The sequence below is a fragment of the Rosistilla oblonga genome (assembly GCF_007751715.1).
Taxonomy (GTDB): domain Bacteria; phylum Planctomycetota; class Planctomycetia; order Pirellulales; family Pirellulaceae; genus Rosistilla; species Rosistilla oblonga.
Map to the genome: position 1 here is coordinate 6,343,783 of NZ_CP036292.1, position 20,336 is coordinate 6,364,118.

Genomic DNA, 20,336 nt, shown 5'->3' on the forward strand with positions numbered 1-20,336 from the left:
TGATTTTTGAGGAAACAAATGCGAGGAATTGCGATCTAAATCTTCGTGAAGCAGATGGAATGCCGACCGCGATAGCTGCACGAGACCCCGCAATAGGTGGGGAGGTCTCATACTAGCTACGCGTTGTAGTCCATGCAATAAAATCGCAAGAATCGTTACGACCGTGAGCTGCAGAGAACTCTGCAGTTTCCAGGTCGCTATGCGCAGTGGCCCACATCGTGATGGCAAGATCTTTGCCGCGGGCTCGCGTTGATAACGAATCAGCCTCTGAGTTGTCCTCAGAATCCCTAAAATCGGTCCAAATTAACAAACATTTGGACCGATTCTGAGCTGTTCCTTAATCGCTAGAAGTTGCTCCAGAACTCATCGAGTCCTTCGGCGGTGGGTTGATCGTCTCGCGAATCGGCGAGTTCATCGATGACGGGATCCAATTCGATCCGGCGGCCAGTCTCCTCTTCGCCCAACTGAGTCAAAGCAAGCGATGTCGCCGCTTCGGGTGTCAGCTCTTCGGGCTCTTCGGCCGGAGCATGCATCCAAGTTGCAGCACCCACGACGACCGAGGAGACATCGGGAGCAACAACCGCTTCGAATTCACCGCTGGCACCATTGGTACCGTTGAGGTAATTGATAATCGTCAGCGCGTCCAACGGAGTGATCGACCCGTCGCCGTTGACGTCCATGAACGGCCCATCGGAAATCGAGATCGTGCCGTTATCGACCAACGCATCGACATCGTTTTCGGTGTTCCGATTCAGATGATTGATAATGATCAACGCATCGATCGGCGAAACCTCTCCGCTGTCGTTGACGTCGCGGATGTTGAGCGTGTTCTGCCCAGCACTTCGCGACACCGACACAACAACGCTGGTCGGATCGGAAGCCAAACCAAGCGTGTCGGCGACGGTGTACTGGAACTGCGCCGTTCCCACAAAACCGTTGGCGGGAGTAAAGCGAACCATTCCACCTGCCAGCACCTGCACCGATCCAACCGCTTCTGCAGGCTGGGTCGTGATTCGCAGACTGGCTGGATCCAACGCACCCGCAACGCCTTGATCGTTGACCAACACATCGATATCGACGGGGCGATTGATCGAGGTTCGAACAACATCGCCGCTGGTGATCGGCGTGTCGCTGACCTGCATCGAAAGCGTCAGCGGGCCGCTGCGATTCCCTTGCTCATCGGCGATCGTGAATTGGAATTCATCCGATCCCTTATAGCCTTCGCGAGGGCTGTAGCTGAGCGTGCCGTCGCCGTTATTGGTCAACGTACCGTTGAGCGAAGCGAGAGTCACAACCAACGATGCCGGATCGACGCCACCGGTCGATGATTCGGGATCTTCGACCAAATCCAACACGTTGATCACGGTCACTCGGTTGCTGGCAACACGAATCTGATCCTGCGTCAATCGCGGTGCATCGTCGCGTCCGCTGACAGTGATCGAAACACGGCCCTCGGAAACGCCGACGACGTTGTTCGAATCGACAACCTGATACGTAAACGTATCGACTCGCGACTCTCCCGTCGTCAAGCGATCGAGAATCTGCGAAGTCGACGGATCGTAAACAAATCCACCTTCCGCTTCGTTCTGATCGTTGAGGGTGAACGTGACAGTTGCTCCCAACGAGGTGATCCCCGTCAGCGTACCGGCTGGCCTGCCACCAAACGCGTAGATCGACAACACGTCGCCGTCGATGTCGACGTCGTTCGACAACACGCCAGGTCCATCGATTTCCAGCAGCGTATTTTCATCCGTGCTGTAGCTATCGTTGACCGGAACCGGAATGTCGTTGACCGGTACGATCGAGATCGTCAGCAGGATCGACTGCGATCGATTCATGTTATCGCCGGTCGCAAGTCCGGTATCGACAGCCGTAACCGTCACAACGGCTTCACCATTCTGATTTGGTGCAGGCGTAAACCGCAGCCCGCCGGTCGATGTGACCGATGGGGCCAGGGCGAACAATTCGGGTCGATCGGTGGTGACAACAAAGTTGACGCCTTGGCCCTGTTCGTCGAGTGCCGACGCGGGGCCCGCCGCGATTGGCGATGCCCACGTAGGATCGAGATAGAATCCGCTGCCCTCGGTCACTTTGATCCGGTTTGGATCGTCGGGTGCGTTGGGATAACCAAACTCGGGCGGATCGTTGACCGCGTTGACGGTAATCGTGAACTTCTGCGACTCCGATGCCAACGGATTGTTTGGATCGTCGTCGATCGCTGTCACGGTCACGATTGCGATTCCGTTCTGATTCAACTGGAGGTTGAATTCGAGATCGCCATCGGGGGAGATGCTGATGTCGGGTCGCTGCGTGACAACTCCCGACGCATCGCTGGAGATCTGATCGAACAATCCTGGGTTGGTCGTCGTGACTTCGAAGCGAACGTTTTGCGATGCTTCATCCAACGCGTCGCCAGGACCTGGACGAACCGATTTCACAAAGCCGGGCAGCGTCACGTGCCCAGGATCGTTGGCGTCGTAAACCGTCGTGTCCTCGCTGACGGTCACGTTTTCATCGATCACAAACTGCGGAGGATCGTTGACCGGAGTGACTTGAATCTCCACCGTTGCGGTCGATCGCAGCGGCGATGAATTCGCAACCGGGTTGCCGTTGGCATCCAACGTAAACGTGACGCCATCGTCTTGGATCGTGTACGTAAACGTATCGACCATCGCGGCTGTCGAACTAGCAAAGTTCAACGGCGGCGTGTAGAGAACCTGCTCGAATCCGTTTGTCAAATCGCTATCGGTATCGATGAACTGAACCGTTCCACCGCGGGATGTGGTGATCTCCGTCGAAGACGCGTTTGGCGACAGCACGATCAACTTCTGCGACAGCGTTTCGCCGGCGGTGTCTTTGATATTGTTGCCACCGAGATCTTCGTTTGGCCCCGCCGAATCGAGCGACGTCGGCAGCGATTGACCGATTCCCAAGCCGGCGACGATCGCGTCGGTCGGAATCAATTCGCTGACGTCCAACGTCAACGGCGTATCTTCGGTGACACGGTTGATCAAAGTGTGGACTTGGCCCAGCGGAGCATCGTTGACAGGGAAGACCTTCAACTGCAACGGCACGTCGACAGTCTTCGGATCCGCTTGAGAGACATAACCGCCGTTGCCATCGTCGACGAAACTGATCCCTTGATCGCTGAGCGTGTAGATCAGGTTCAACGGTGGTTGAGCGGAGGTGGTCGCGTCGAGCTCGGTGAAATAATCGCGTGGTAAGGTCACTCGCACGCTGCCATTGCCGAGCAGCGAAACAGCCGCTCCCGCAGGTGCACCCGCACCAAGTCGGATGCCTTGAACAACCAAACTCTGCGGCACGTTTCCGACGTTGTCGACGTCGGTTGTTTCATCGATCCCCGATTCGTTGACCAATTTGTCGGTGAACAACGGCCCCAGATCGATCACCAAGTTGGTGTCGTCTTCGATCGCGTTAACCGATGTTGGCGTCGATGCGTTTGGATCGAACGGAGCATCGTTGACAGGTCGGACCGTGGCGGTGATCTCGACGTCGGTCTGCAACGCCGGCGAACCACTGTCGGTAAGCGTCAAGCGAATGATGTCGATGCCGAAGAAATCAGCGGCCGGGGTGTAGGTCAGCTGATTACCAACGATCTCGATCGATCCGCCCTGAGTCGTCGTCAGGTCGTTGTTTGTCGCCGAGATCGTGACGTTGCCGGTTTCATTTGGCCCGTCGAAGATCCCGAAGAACGCAACGGCATCGTCGAAGACCATCGCTTGGTCTTCGAGCGTCTCGAACTCAGTCGTGCTGATCACGGGAGCGTCGTTGACAGGATTGACCGTCAGCGTGATTCGGCCGACTGTCGTCTTGGCATCGTCTTGCAAGCGAACCCAACTGCCATCGGCCAACTGTTGATAGCCCGTTGGCGGATTGTTTGGATTCGCTGGCGCGGCAGTCGGCACATACGACTGCGGCAATCCAGTCGAGGTCGCAGGGGTTGTCGGTGGCTCAAAGCCATTGGTCGCTGTGTCGACATCGCCGATTCGATAGAAGATCGCATCGGTGCCAAAGAAGTCGGCAGGAGGCGTGTAGAGAATGATCGGATCGCCCGCGAGGTTGGTACTCAGTACCGCGGTGCCTCCGTTTTCGGTCTCCAACTGGATTCCATCGGGGAACAAACCGTCGACGTCTTCCGCCAACGCAACCTCTTGGTAGGTCAACTCGAAGATATCGCGATTGCTGACTCGGTTTGGTGCCGCATCGTCGTCGCTCAAGATCGAATCGACAGAGATTTCAAACGCGGTATCCTCGATGGCTGTCAAGTTGAGGCCAGCGTGCGATGTTTCATCGGGAACCGGCGCGTCGTTGACCTTCAAGAATTCCATGGTCACGGTCGCGGCGATCGCCGATTGCAGCGGATCGCTGACGCCGTTGGTCATTCCGTCGTCGGTCACATGGTAGACGAACTGCGCGATTCCGACGGAGTGCTGTTGCGGCACGATCTCGATCATCGGCTCTGGCGTGCTGCTGTCATTGATGATCCGCACGGTTACGGGAACCGTCTGCGAAGCTGGCAGGCCTGGCGTGATCCCTTCGGCGAAGGTGATCTGCAGGTTCTCCAAAGCCGCTTCGTTGGCTGGGAAGCCGCCATCGTTGGCCAACAACACCGACCATGGAATGCGAACGACTTGGTCTTCGAGATAGCGGAACGCAGGCAGTCCCGAGGCGACCGAAGGATCGTCGACAACAACCGGCACGTCGTTGACAGGAGTTACTGTCAGCGTGACGGTTCCAAATTCGTTGGATGGCATCACACCATCGAACGCACGATAGGTGAACGTTCCGGTGCCGTAGAAGTTGAGAGCCGGTTCGAAGGCAAACGAACCGTCACGATTCAGACGCACTACGCCAGCGCGACCACCATCGATCGGGATCTGCTTAGGAAAACCGGTGCCATCGATATCGAAGACCGACAACCCGACGCCATCGTTTTGCAGAATGCCGCTGCTCGCGGGAATCGTAAGCGTCGTGTCTTCGGCGGTCGTGTAAGTATCGACAGCGTTTCCAGGATTGACGACCGGTGGCGTACCCACCAGGTTCTCGACGACGTAATCCTCGACCTCACCGCCCACAGCGATGCCAGTCGGGCTGACGCCGCCGGTTTGCGAAACGCGGAATCGTGCATAGGTGATCCCTGGAACAAATCCGTCGACCAGCGGCGCGGGGATCGCGATCGATTCGATTCCGGTGGAGACCGGTCGCATCGATACGATCTGTTCGCCCAAGTCGTCGAAGTCGCCGTCGCGGTTGAAGTCGACCCAACCATCCAGGACACCGGCACCTTGCACAGTGACTTGGATCACCGAAGCGGTGTAGTTCGGATTGAAGAAGGCCTGCGTCAGATCGACGCCATCCTCGGCGGCATCGCCATCGGCGGTGATTCCGACCACGTTGGCATCCGTCTCAGCAGTGGTCACACCGCTGCCAAGCGAAACGCTACCGGGAACGATGACGTGCCGGGCTCCGTTGTCGTCGAGGAGCGTTGCATACGGTGCATCGCCAAAGTCGAGCGTCAGACCTGGGGTCAAGATCGTGAATTGCGTTTCGCTGTTGGGGCGATTCGGTTGCAACGGGTTGCCAGCGATATCGCGGATCGCCGAAACGTCGACTGAACTGAGGTTGCCGCTTGCATCGACAACGTCGCTAACGCCACTGAGGAACAGCGTGTCGCTGCCTCGCAACGTTGCAACTCCAGCAAACGGACCGTCGTTCGGATTCGAAGCGACATCGATCTCGTTGATCGCTCGCACCAAAGCCAACGCCATTTGGCTGCTGCTAAAACTCAGCGGACTGAATTCGACGCGAACCGCTCCGCCAGCAACGCCGTCGGCGACCAAACCGCTGTTGTTCATATCGAACGTCGTTCCCAGCGGTTCGTTCAATTGAACGATTCCACCAGCTTCAGCGACAGGTTGAATTCCAAGGCTCGATTGGCCGATCACGCGAGCGATCTCCGCCGCCAATTCATCGGCGTCCAGCAGCACGTTGAGGCCCGGGATCGAAGGATCGGGCTTGGTCAAGCTGATCACCTGGTTGCCAGGCGTGGTTGCCGGATCGACGTTCGAATCGTTGAACTCGTAGCGGACCGTGTTGCCAGCAATCGTTAGAGTGAAACTGGTTCCATCGATCACCGTCGGAACGCCACCGGCGTCGACAGGCACTGCCAAGTGCAAGCTCTCTTCGACACCCGGGGTGCCGATCGAAACCAACGCCGAACTGTCGACGTCGACCGTGACGCTGGTAGTACCGCCAAGCTGCACCACGCCCTGTCCGAGATCGCGAGCACTATCGAGTTCGACCGACGCACCGCGAACCGCTTGAGCGATCGCCGCAGCGATCTCTTCGTGCGTCGCAGTCGGCTGGATCGCGATTCGTTCATGCCCAGCAGTGATCGTGGCGACCGAATCGGTATCGAATTCGAAGGTCGTCGTGCCAGCGGAATGCGTGACAGTCAACAACTCACCATCTTGAACGCCCGCTGCAACACCTTGCTGTGTCAGACCCGATTGCTCGTCGCCCGCGGTGCTCAACGCCAACGCAGGAGAGTTACCGATCTGGATCTTGTCGCCGGCAACTGCCACGGGTTGCAAGATCGTGGAATCGTTCGCTGGCAGGTTCGCCAACAACGTCGTGATCGCTGCCAGGATCTTGTCGCGCAACTGCGTCTGAGTATCGGTGACGTCGAAGGCGATCGGAGTCCGCGTGGCGCTGAAGTTGGCGTCGCTTGTCAGTTCGAAGACACGTGTTGTGCCGCCGTCGTTGATCGTAAACGTCTCGCCATCGACAACGGCGCTTCCACCGTTGGCGGGCACGACCAAAGTCAAGGTTTGCGGGACGATCAGCACATAACCGCTGTCGTATTCCAGCGTCGCTTCGATCCCGTTTTCATCGGTCACGATGACTTGGTCGCCATCTTGAACCGCCGAACCAGTCGGCGCGGTCAGGACCATCCGATCACGATTGTTCAGCGTGATCTCATAGATGCTCTCCGGACGCCAGATCCCGGTCAGCGGAGTCAGCAGAATCTTCCCGTTGGTCGGCGAGAAGCCAAGCGAATAATCGACTCCCTCGGTCAACAAGCGACCGTTTTCGGTGATGCTGATGGCCGACAGATCGGTCGGATCGCCCGCGGGATCGATCGTCGCGACATCGGGACCGGTTCCGTTGATGTCGGAGATCAGAATTTCGAAGTAGTTCAGCGAGCCCTGCGTCAATTGAACGTAGGTATCGTTGGGATCCTTGTCCTGCCCGCCGCTGTCGTTGTCCTGCGGAGTGACCAGGGCAGCGACTGGGCCAACAAAGTCGGAGCGTTCGAACGCACCGAGATCCTTGAACACATTCTGTCCGGTACCCGATGCAGGCGTGCTGGGGTCGTCGGTTCGGAATTGTCCCGTCACGTCGCGATCGGGAGCCAGGATCGGCGACGCGCCAATTCCCAACGGTCCCTTGATCGTCAGCATGTAGCTTCGATCGTTGATCACTTCGCGAGAGGTATCGATCGCGGGAGAATCGACAACGGGATAGAAGTTGCGATTTTCGGGGTCGACAAAAACGGGCGTCGCGGGATCGCTGACCAATACAAACGACGTTCCCAGATCGCCACCGCGATAGGTGCTAGCCGTTCCGGTGCGGTAATACAGCGACGTGCTGACTTCCGTCGTGGCATCGCTCGACGCATCGACCGAGATACCGGTTCCCACGTTGGCGACGATATTGTTGCTGAGCGTTGGGCCGGCATTGTTTTGGACCTGGATGCCGATCCCCGCTCCCGAACTGTTTCCATAAACAGTATTGTTAAAGATGCGTGCAAACGGAACTGCCGCGTCTTCGGTAGCTTCGCCCGCGATTCGGATTCCCGCGGTGCCACTGGCGACCACGATGTTGTTGAAGACCGAAACGCCGGGAGCCAAGCGTTCGTCGTTGAACTCTTGGGTTGCACGCGGCGGACCGGCGTGCGGTAGCGAACCGGCAAGCGGTGAGATCTCGACGTCGCGAGCACCAGGGATGATGTTGATACCGTAAGACAACGCATCGCTGATCACGTTGCCTTGCAACAGCACTTGACCTTGATCGCGTTTGCGATTGCGGTCTCCACCATCGACGCTGTTGAACTGGTCGACGCCGTACAGCGTGTAATCGTCCTGTTCGCCTGGGAAGACGTTGCCGAAGAAATCGGTGACAACTGGCGTCATGTTATTCAAGTCGGCAAAGTCGGAGTTGCCGAAGTTGTCGACCGCCACGGTTCCGTGAAGAGCCACGACGTAGGAGTTGCTTGGCGTCCCCAAAACCGTCGTCGATCCGCTGATCGATCCATCCAGCATCGAAGCCGTCACGCCCAAGGTCGCTTGAGCTTGAGCTCCATTGATGGCGTCGCGAATGTTACGGCCCAGTTCGGCGCGAGTCATATCGCCCAACGGATTGAATGGAATCCGAACGTTTCCGGCGACCGACAATCCATAACCAAGTTGGCCTGGTGTCAGCGTAGCATCATCAAATTCGAAGGTGACGGTGTTCGTTCCATCGCTGAGATCGAACGTCTGACCATCGTAAACCTGTTCGGGCGACGGAGCGTTCAACGACACACCGGTTGCCAATCGATCGTTTGTATTAAACGTGCGATAGACAAACAGATCGCGAATAAAGCCATCGGGCTCGGTACCGTAATCGGCACCGGTACGAATTTCGACCTGGTAATAACCGGTGTCGGTTTCCGCTTTCACACCGTTGCTGAGCAATGGTTCGTATTCGAGGTTGTCGACAAATCCAGTCTGGTCGGAAGTCGAATTGATCACCATTTCGCCCCGCTCGCGGAAGCCGACGATGATGTCGTCCAGATAGACGCCAGTGAAGGCGTTGTTCTGGCTGCGGAACGCATTGTCGATGCTGGTCGAAGTGAACTGACCAAACTCATCGCCCGGCAAAGCGTTTCCGCCGGAGCCATGTTGCGACAATCCCATCGGTCCGGAATCGAGCACGTTGTAGCCGTAAACCTTGATCAGATAGCCGTTGCGAACCGGATACGATGTAGTGACGTCCTGGGCTCCAGCGAGATTTAACGCCTCGGTGAGACTCTTCTGCACCTGGATCGCAACTTCTTCAGCGGTCATTCCCGAATGGACCGCGATCGGCGTATTGCCTGCGGTGACGCCCGGTTGCCCGACGATAAACCCGCTGGGCATATCGACCGAAGCTCGGCTGGTGGTCACGCCTTCGACACTGATCCGATTTCCCATCGTTGTATCGAGATGAGCAGTTAAACCAGCACTCAACAACTCATCCTGCAGGCGTTGAGCGATAGCGCTGGGCGTGTCGGTCAAATTAAAGTTGATCAAACCGTCGCCAACGACCTCGGTCCCGCCCTCTTGGAACGTGAAGCGATGAGCATCGATCTGCACAAATCCTCCCGAAGGGATCGTGACAGCACTTGGCACACGCATCTCCAGCCCGTTGTCGAACTCGAAGGTCGACAACGCGCCAGTGCTTGCGTCCCGCAACTGCATCGTATCGCCATCGGTGATGTTCGCTCCCGCGACAGCTCGCAGTTCTTCACCACCCAAGAATGGACTTCCGATCGCCATCGAACCCGCAGTCGAGAAATCGAATCGGATCCGAACGCCCGACATCCCAGCAAAATCGTCCAACGACACGCGAGCCTGACGCCAACTGACAGGAGCACCGTTGTCGTTGACGTCGTATAGTTCCTGAACCAGATCGGTTCCACCCGCAGTAAGCTCGTCGAATTCGTCGCCACTACCGCTATTGATAGCTCGCGGTTGGCTAGGGTTCAACCCGCCGTTAGTGTTAAATCCGTCAGGAGACCCACCGGCGTCGGTGCGATCGCTGTTGTTGGTCGCCAACAACCGCCACACGCCGTCTTCGCCGGCGGCAAAGACACGCAGCGAATCGAGCATCCAATCGTCGCGATTGGCCCCGTTGGAACCGGCCAGATCGTCGTTGGCGTTTTCGGTTTCCAGGAAGTAGTTGAAGTACAGAGCGGGACGATCAGCCGAACTGTAGGCCGACAGATCCAACGGATTACTTTCGATCGACCCCAACGCACCGCCGGGGAAGTTGTACGTGTTGTAGTCTCCAGCGTAGTCGTCGACCACGCCTGCACCGCTGCGATTGTCACCGATGTCGTAGATACCGTTCCAATTGCCGGTCTGGATATCGCTGCCCGAGGTGCGTGGATTCTCGAATCCGAAATACAAGTGATTGTTGCTGGTTCCCGATTCGACGTTGCGATTGGAATTGCCATCGGGCGAGGGGTCGACGCCGTAACCATCCTGATCGCTGGCGGCACTTCCGATATCGGGATTGCTGTTCGAAACGTGCCACAGGTTGACGTCGAGATTCGAAAACGCCAATCCGGTCGCGCCGAACTGATTGGTTTGCAACGACGTTGCCCCGTTGGCGAAGATCGCTTGTGGCCGGCCCATCGTATCAAACGCATAGATCGTACCGTTGGTCGCGACACCAAACAGCGTATCGCTCAAGCGACCACCTTCCAGGTTCCGTGGCCCGACCGTCAAACCCGAAAACTGGATCCGATTCCCATTGGCATCGGTCAACGTCGCGATGTAATCACCGCGATTGCTGGACGATCCTAGTTGGAACGGCGCCGCATTAGAAGACGACGTGTTTCCGACCACACGGTACAAGTCGCCTGTTTCACTGACGGCGAACAATTCGACTTCGTCAAAGCCATCGAATCGGAAATCGGTTTCCACGGTCGCCAAGCCGGTGATGTTGCCGCCACCGGGCGTGTCTTGAACATCGAAGGCACTGCTGATCGATGTGTGCTCGAACAGGCCATCGACAGCGACCAGTTTGTCGCCGTATTGATCGACGCCGAAGTTCAACGACTCCAACACACTCGCCAATCGCGTCGCCAACTCGGTCCCCGATTCCCCGACAACCAATGCCACGGGAACGCGTCCAGCCTGAACGCCCGCGGTGACTGGATCGCCAGAGACCGTCATGTAGGTCGCTGTGGGAGTGACACTGATCGCAGTGGCACCAGCAAAGATGGTCGACGTTCCAACGGCGACGGTATCCAATCGAGATCCGAAATCGGAGACGTCGAGATCGCCAAATGCTTCAGCGATCTCTTGGCTGGAAGCAAACGCGTTGATCGAAAGCGCAACCGCACCGGGAGTTGTAATCCCCGCCTGGCCAGTCGCCAGCAGGCCGCTGGAGCCGATCGAGATCGATTGTTCGCCTTGAATATCGATTTCGTCACCGACCGCAACTGCGGACAGGCCACCGATATTTGCTTGATTCACCGCAGCAGCGATCGCTGTCGCAAGCTGTGCCGATGTCTGCGTTGCTTGGAATGCGATCGCGATCCGGTTGGGATCGTCCAACGTGTTATTGCTGTCGAATTCGAATTCAAGTGGGAAACCCGACGCGGTCGTGACTGTCAACGTATCGCCGTCGCTGATGCTGGTCACACCGCCAACTTGTTGGGACTGTAAGATCTCGCCCGTGTCGACTTCGATCGCATGAATCGATCCCGACGAATCGGTGATCGTGATCAGATCGCCATCGGTTAGGGTGCCCAAACTGGTATCGAAATCGATCGACAGCCCGGAATCAAACTCCAACGTCCCCGTCCCGCCATTTTGCGAGACCGTAAACAGTTCCGCATCGAGAATCGACGGGAACGGTACGACATTCACAAACGCGCTCTGCGTATTCAGGATTTCATCGATGTCCGTATCGATGTATCCGCGTTCGACGACGACGGTACCCGATCGATAGTCTGGTGCCGATCCGCCGACCACGCCATTGGCGTTGGTGCGGTTGCCGCTTGGCGAACTGATGCCAGCCCCATTCGACGGATTGTGCCGGTAGATCCAGTTGGTTTCGTGAACATCATTAACGCTGACATCGGCGCGTTGCGACACCGAAACCAAAGCGAGATCCTTGGCAAATTCACCGATCTGCGTGCTGTTGCCGCTGGCGCCGACGTAGGTGATCGCTTCGAATGACAATCCATCACCGTTACGCGTGGTGCCACCTTGAGTGTTACTTTGGGCACGTTGTGCAGTGCCGTTGGCCGGATTCACCTCATACGTAAGGATCCCCGCATCGCCGACCTTGTTGGAGTCGCCACCCTCGGTCGACAACCGCAAGAAGTCATCGTAGTTGGCGTCGGTGATCGCTCCGCTGGTTTCACCAAAGCCGTACAGATTTCCGTCGGGACGCATCGCGATATCGCGAACGTTGTATCCCGTACCGCCGTCGGTCGAATTCGAAACGATCGACTCGCGAACCCCGGTGTAAGGATCGACTGTCGACAACGTCGAACTGGTCGTCACGTACAACACAACATCGCTAAGCGTATAGTCGATGCGGTTGCTGTTGCCATCGAAGGCCACCGTGACCGGTGCGGTGGCAGTCGTCGAACCGGCAAATCCTACCAACCCGTTGCCGGTGTTGAAGTAATTGTCTTGAATGCCATCGTCGTTGAAATCGTGATCCGATGAGATCCGTTCAACGCTGCTGATCGGTTCGACGCGGACCAACGGATTGCTTGGATTGGCGGTCTGGAATTGTTCCAGTTGTTCGCTGACCCGGCTGTTGTTGGTGACCGCCAAGTAGTAGCTGCCCGCGGTCAGTTCCATCGTCCCCAGCCAAGCGTCCAACGGACCTCCCGAACCACGCGACAGATCGTTTTGGTCGACGCCTTGGTTTGGAGCACTCTGGTCGTCGAGAATGTTCGAATCGGTACCGAAGGCCAACAAGCGGATCTCGTTGGCGCCGACGCCGCCGATATCGGGACGCCCGAACAACCAGATCGATGTGTTAGGCCGGGCCAAGCCGTCGGCATAATCGACGTCGATAACGACAGGTGTGTGCAGAACATTTTGGTTCAACGGATCGACCGAATCGGATTCGACCTGGAATTCGAACCAGTCGATATCGTCGGTACGGCTGGGGTTGGAGAGGTCGAAGATCTGTCCGGCAACCGACAACGCAGCCCGATCGGTCGCGTTGAGCGCGCCCAAGTCGATAGCACCGCCGATGGTATTGTTCCCATCGCTGCTGCCGGTCATCGGTTCGGAAGCTTCACCCAATAGCGGGCTGTGCATCGGCAAGCCACGCACCTCGATCGCCGAGGTTGCATAACGGATCTCGGCCTGACGAATCGTCGATCCACCATGCTCTTGCTGTTCGCCGATTCGCAACTGCAACTGATACGTGCCGCTGGTTCGTCCTTCGCCGACAAGATCGTTTTCGTACGCGACGCCATCGGCCGGATCGTTCACGATATCGCGGGGCTGAGGATCGTTCGGATCCTGGTTGTTGCTGCGAACACGAACGAAGAAGGTGTTTGTCGTCCCCGTCGATCCTGGCAATGTCAATCGCATGCCGGCGTCGTAGAGATTGGTCGAATAATCGTCGCGGAACGAACCGTCGATCGAATTGGTCGGTCCCAGCGGATCGCGTTGCATCACGTTGACGCGGTTGGCTGGCAGCAGGCTTTCGTTCGCCAACAGCGTGGTGGTCATCGTCGATTCGGCGTGCGAATTGTCGCTGAGTGCGATGATGTCGCCATTGACGTTGATGACTTCGATGATCGTATCCAAAGCCGACGAAGTTCGGTCGATATCGATCCAAACCTCGGTCCCCGCTTTGGCGTTAAAGCTGTAGACGTCGACGTCGGCAGGCTGGCTGATCACACCATGCACGGTGAATCCAAGCCGCAGGTTGTCGTCGCTGCTGGTTTCCGATGCCGCCAAATCGCCCAGGAACTCGGCGCTGCTGGGGTTGGCGTTGTTGCCGACAGCGTTTTGCGATTGCACGCGGTCGGGCGATTCGGTCTCGTTGACGGTTTCGACGTTTCGGTCGTTGCTGAATTCATCCAGCACCAAACCCTGCCAATCGCCAGCGGCCGGTGTCGTTGCGTTTCCGTTGCCATTGGTGTCGCTGAGCGCTTGCCCCAAGGGGTCGAACCCGGCACCCACGGTGTCGTCGTCCAAACTTGTCAAGACAACGGGGAATCCAGGAGCTCCCAATACGTGCAGCGTGCCGCCGACGCGATCTTCGATATCCAGCGGTCGCCCGGTGGCGATGATCTCAGCTCCCGTACCAAACTTGACAACCAAGCTCTCCTGCGGATCGCTCTGCAATCGCAGGCCGCCATAGCTGAACAGATCTGGGATCTGAATCAATTCGGGACCGCCCTGCAGGTCGGGGCGGAAATTATCGACGACGTGTACGATGTCGGTGTCATCCCAGACGACTTCGGTCGTCAATGTGCCGCCGCGAACCGCCAAACCATTGATCGCGTTGTCGCCCAAGCGGTTTCCGTCGACCAGCGGACCAAAGTTGGTGCGGACATCGGTGCGATTGTCGGCAGTTCCGGTTTGACGTCCATAATCCAACACGATCTCGCTGTTGAGCGCGTTGACGTTGATGCTGATCGCAGCGGTCAGCCCCACGTCGTTGTTGCGGATCACGTTGTCGACGATCACCGGTTGCGCGTTGCGAACAAAGATCACCGCGGGCTCGTTGAAACCGTGCCCGTCGCGTTGCACGCCAGCTTGGCCACCCAGCCCCGATGCGTTGTGTTCGAACGTTGTATTGGCAACGCGGCCTTCGGCTTGAATGATCTCCAAGGCGTTAAAGCCGGCAAACGTACCACCGGTCTCCACGACACCGCCAGCAAACGCGATATACGCGTGATCGATGCTGACACTACCGATTGGGCCGATGTAGATACCGCCCCAATCGCCAGCCGATGCGACCGTTGCCGCAACGTCGCCGTTGGTGTCAAAACTTCCACCGGCACCGTATCGGTCGTCCGAAGACGAGGTAAACAGGACCTGTTTCCCGTCGGTTCCCTCGGCGATCAATTGAGCGCCAAATCCGGTTTCGATTCGGGCGTCGTCCATTTTGACGATGATGCCTGGATCGATCGCCAGCCGCGCATCGGTCCGCGCCCGCAGTTGGGTCGCGCTGATCGTCGGCAGGCTGTCGAGCGGATCGCCAGTGATGGTTCCGATGATCAGAGTCGAACCATCGTCGACAAAGCTGCTCTCGTTGAGATTTGTGATCCCAGCCACATCGAACTCACCGCTGACGGTGTTCAAGCGATAGATCACGCGGAACTGCGTCTCGCCACTGAAACCGGTGTTCAAAGCGCCCAACTGAGTGATCGGCGACGAACTGGTCTCCAACCCCGAGAAGTTCTCGAAACTCACCTGTTCGCCGGCGGCTGTCGTGACGCGGATCACCTCGTCGAAGACAACTTCGGTTTGATTACCGATCGAGGCCTCGTTCAGCAGCCCAATCCGATAGACGTGGGTGCCAGCGGGGAGCGTCGAATCGATGTTCGGTTCCGCAGTCGCAACGGTTGCGTTAAGCGTAGCGCCAAGGCTGGTGCCGAGATCGACATACGAGGTGCGGTTACGGTCGAGTTCCGCAACCAATTCGAACTTACCGGCGCCATCGGGTTGGCTGCGATACAGTCGCCGTGCAATGAAGTCGCCCGTGGCCGCAGGTAGGCTGGTCAGCGCGACTTGTTCTCCAGCGACAACGTTGATCGACGCGGTTGCATCGCTCGGCAACGATTCTCCGCCAAAGCGATCGACGTAGGTCACGCGATACGTGTACGTTCCGGTCGCCAAGGTGCTGTCGGCGTTGGCCGAAGCGTTCGACACGATACCTGTCGCTGGCGGCTTGGTCGACTCCAGAATCGGACCACCTGGGGTCCCTTGGATCAACAGGTTTTCGCCGATCACATGGACGATATCGGTATCGTCGAAGCGGGCGGGAACCGACAGTTGTTTTGTCGCTTCACCAGCAGGCGTGTCGACGCGAACGAACAACCCGTTGGTCGAATTGCTCAGCAGGACGTTGCCGCGAATATCGGGACCGACGCGGTCGTAATCGCTGACAAACGCATCGTTGCGTTGGTACAGCGGAGAGTTGAAGTTGGTCTCCAGGAAGCTATCGCCATCGGCGCTGATCGCCGCGTCGGCACTAAATTGGATCTCGTTGTAAAGCAGCGTCGGTCGCGCGGCCGACATATGGATTGGGTTGACCGTCTGGCTTTGGCTGTTGACGGTAACACGACCACCGCCGTATTGGAAATCGCCATGCCCGACGTAGTTCAAGAAGATGCCTTGTCGCTCCAAGTTGGCGCGTCCCTCGGCATTGTCGACGTCGTTTTTGAATTCGATACCGCCCCAGTTGCCACTGGCTGGCGTGGTCGCCAGCGGGTTGGTGTCGACGCCGATCGATTGATCGTCGTAACTTGTGAACCGCACCTCGCCGTCGCCACGGCCAAAGATGCCATTGGTGCCGACCAGAATATCGTTGGCGTCGCGGAGATCGTAATACGGGGTGCCGAGCACCTGCAACGAACCGCCACTGACATCGACACTGCTGCTGCTGCTGCCAGCGACGATCCGAGCGTCCTTCAATTTGAAGATCGCCCCAGCGTCGATCTGGACATGCACGCCCTGCGGAACTTCCATCGTCGCACCATCAGCCAACGGTGCATTGGACGAACCACCGCGACCGATCTCGTAAGCGAAGTTATCGCCCAGCGTGGTCATGTTGCCATCCAAGCCACCGTTGCCGACGATCCGAACCGTGTCGCCCGGACGTGCGGCGGCAAACGCGTTTTTGATGTTGTTGTAGGGATTGTCTAGCGTGCCGACCAATTGCCCCACACCGTTGTTGGTGCTGTGCGATTTATCGACATACAGCGTCCGAGGCTGCGTCGGCGTCTGCCCCGCCAGATTGCCTTCATCCAGCACGCTGCGGAACCAGAAGTTGAACTCGCCACCGGCGGCGCCGTCGCCATCGCCGTCCAACGGCGTCCCCTGCGTATCGACGATCTGAGAAACCGAGTTTGGCGAGAAGTTCACCAGCAGTTCATACGTTCCCTCGCTGGTTCCTCCCATGCCGCTGTCGGGCAAAGACAGGTCAAACGCTTCGTTACCCGAAGCCGATACGGCCAGATAATATTCGCCCGGCTCGAGGTTCAATTCGATGAACGCATCTTCGCCGTAATAATCGTCGTTGCGGGCGATCAGTTCCTGAACACCATCGTTGTCGCGATAGACCGACAGATAGGAATCCAACAGGCTCGCCGAACCGTTCAATCGTTCCGCAAACGTCTCAGCGGTGAAGACACCCGCCTCGGCGACTTGGAATTTGTAGACGTCGATGTCGCGACTTTCAGGCCGGTACAGATGTTGTCCCAGAACGTTGTCGACGTCGCCAGGGAGCGATGGTTCGACAGGATTGACGGCTGTCAGATTCGTGGCGCCGTTGTTGGCATACGTCACGCCAGCCAGCAAATTCTCTTCGCCACCCAAGGTGTAGTTGCGGATGACTCCCGAAGCGACGGTGCCGGGAGGGGCTTCGCTGGCCGATCCGACTCCCAGGGCCGACATCACCAACGTCATCGCGTGGGCGTAATAGCTGAGCCGCGAGGCGTTGAGCGGATCGGGGAGGCTCGATTCGTTGAACCATGATTCGCCAGCATCCATCAAGACGACGGTGCGGCCAAAGGTGTGAGCTTGTTGAGCGATTTCGGGTTGATTGGCGACCGAACCGAAGACGCCGCCAGGGCCGCTCTCGATACCCGCCACGACAAGATTGCCGGTCACGATCGTCAAGCTGACGCCATCGATGCCGTTGACGCTGTGCGAATTGGTTTCGACAAAGTCGATACCCCAGCTATCGCCCAAGACCTCAAAGATCTCCCGCACCCGCTGTTTTTGCGCGTCGGTGATCGCATTAAACAAACTTTGTCCGAACCCGTCCTGTCCGTAAGGTAGGCTAGTATTGAAGTTGTAATATAGTCGCGAAATCGACGATCCCGTGGTGCCATCGAGCTCGTCGCCGTCTTGGAACAAGAAATGGCTCAGTTGATCGAAATCGCGCAGCCCCTGTTCGTCGTATCCGCCGGGATATTCCAACGCGTAACTATCCAACGCTCGGATCTCTTGTCGAATCAGCGTCGACGTCGATCCACTCAACGCGCCCAACGACAACGAATCGGCTCCCGCAAAACTGCTGCCGACATCGCTGGAAACTCCCAATCGCAGATTGGTCGTCGAAACCGTTTGTCCCTCGCGAGTGTCGATCGCGATTCCATCCTCGGTGACCACCGGAGACAGATTCAGTTCGGGATGAGCTTCGAGCGCCGACAGAATCGCGTCGCGGATCTGTGCGTTTGTCGCGCCAGCCGAAATCACGATCGGCATGTTGGTGGGCGAGCTGATCGCGGTCGACGAATCGGTGAACTCAAAGGTTACGCTAGTTCCGTCGGTCAGCGAGACCGACATCAGATCGCGTTGGACTCCCGAAACGATCGGGTCGGTGAAGTTCAGGTCGGCGGCGTTGCCGGTGAAACGCAGTACAGCCGGATCGACTGACGCGGGCTGGATTGGATGATCCTTCGAAGCGACTTGATCGCTGCTGCCGACGCGCAATCGGAACGTCGCCTCTCCGCTGGCGATTCCCGCCAGGACCGGAATCTGTGCCAAGTCCGAGATACCAGTCGTCCCCGACGTATCGGTGAACTCGTTGAACGTCAGGACGGCGCGATCCAAGCTCGGATCGTAACTGATGCTGGTCGGTTGGACGACGACGTCGTCGTTTCCTGAAACCGTATCGTTTGTCAAAATCAGCTGGTAATACTGCGGTTGAACCACGCGTGGCTGATTCGCCAACGTCGCCGGATCGGACGAACTGGTGATCACGCCAGCCCCCAGGTCCGAGAGATCGTCGTCGTTGAAGTAGACGACGATCTGATCTTTCCGCTGGATCAAATTGCCAACCGCATCGCGGCCGATCGGTTGGGGAACGACAGCGACAACCTGCGCGCCAAGTTCCAATTCGAAGTACAGCGTTTCGATGTTGTCGTTGACGCCATCGATCTCGAAGCCATTCACATTGGCTGGTTCAAACAGCACGCCGCCAACGTTCTGGCTTGTCGAAACGGTGCGAACACCCTCGATGTCGCGGCTGGCATCGTCGAACCCAAACACGCGCACGCGGTAGCTGTCATCGGGCAATGTTTCGCTGAACCGCGCGACGACGACTCGCTGCGTTTCATCGAGGCCCAGATAACCAGGAGTGATCGTGATGTCATCGCCATCGCCAAAGATGCCGTTGACCGAACGCGTGATCTCGATTCCCTTGGCCAACGTGTCGGCATCGATCGCGTCGTCGCTGGCAAAACGGAGCGTCAGTTCGGTCGGCGCATCGTCCAACAGATTGCGTGGCGACAGCGTGGCGAGGTCCAACGACCCGGTACCGCTGGCAAAATCCTGAGTGCTGGCAAACAGGCTGCCCGCATCGGGATTGATGCCGATCAATTGTGGCCCGCCTTCGGAATCGTCGGTCGTCGGCAGAGACACCTTGTCGCGAGTTCCGATGTTGTCGATCAACGCCTGCAGCGGATTGACCACCGCGCCGCCGGCTTCGGGGCTGGTCGCCGAGAGAGCGAATTCACGGCTGCTGATAAATTCCTGCGGCTGTGCGTCTTGCGGGTTGGATCCCAACACGCCCATCGCTGGCGTCAGGCCACGCAGCGTCTGAGCTCCCGCGGATTGCACGTCGGTCAGCGTCAGCACCTGGCCGAGTTCGTGCAGCACCGAATTGGCGATCGAGAGGGACGTGTAGGTCAGATTCCCCGACGTCAGCGCGTCGCTGGGCGTCAACGTGCCGGCATTCAATTGGCTGTTGAGATTGTCGACAAAGACGGTTCCAATCGAACTGCCAACCGCTGCGGTGTTGGGATTGCCAGCACCATCGCGAACATCGTTTTGCAGCGTTGTTCCGACCAGAGCGGGCGATCCGCCAACCGTGTTGCCGATCAACAGCGTGTAATATTCGCTGGCTCCGTTGATCGGAGCGACTCCCGCGTCGCCGATATAGATGTCGATGTCCAGTTCTTGCCCCGCAGCCAGTGGGCTGGCGGAGTTTGTACCGGCATCGGGGATGTTCAAAAAGCCCGACCGAACTTGAGCCAAGACTTCGTTGGCGATCTGCTGCTGGTCCCCCGCGGCGAACCCGAAGCTAGAAGCATCAAAGGGAGCGACCGTGTTGCCGCTCTTGTCGACCAATTGCCCCTGAGTCGATTCGACGAAATCGAGCACAAAAGTGAGCGAATTGGCATCCAATAATTGCCGCGCTTCGAGCACTTCATGCCGCAAAGCACGTCGCGACAGCTTATTGCGCCGTTTGGCACCGATATCTCGTCGGCGATTTTTGTTGTTCAAAAGCTCACGTTCGATGCTTCTCTTCATCGATTTTTTCCTTGGGAACTAGCCAAGCGA

1 protein-coding gene is annotated in these 20,336 nt (G+C 57.8%); it reads right to left on the bottom strand.

Annotated features, from left to right (window positions below):
- Positions 1-344: 344 nt before the first annotated feature.
- A complete protein-coding gene (locus tag CA51_RS22440; protein ID WP_145123381.1) occupies positions 345-20,306 on the bottom strand; it encodes a tandem-95 repeat protein in 19,962 nt (6,653 codons plus the stop codon).
- Positions 20,307-20,336 lie beyond the last annotated feature (30 nt).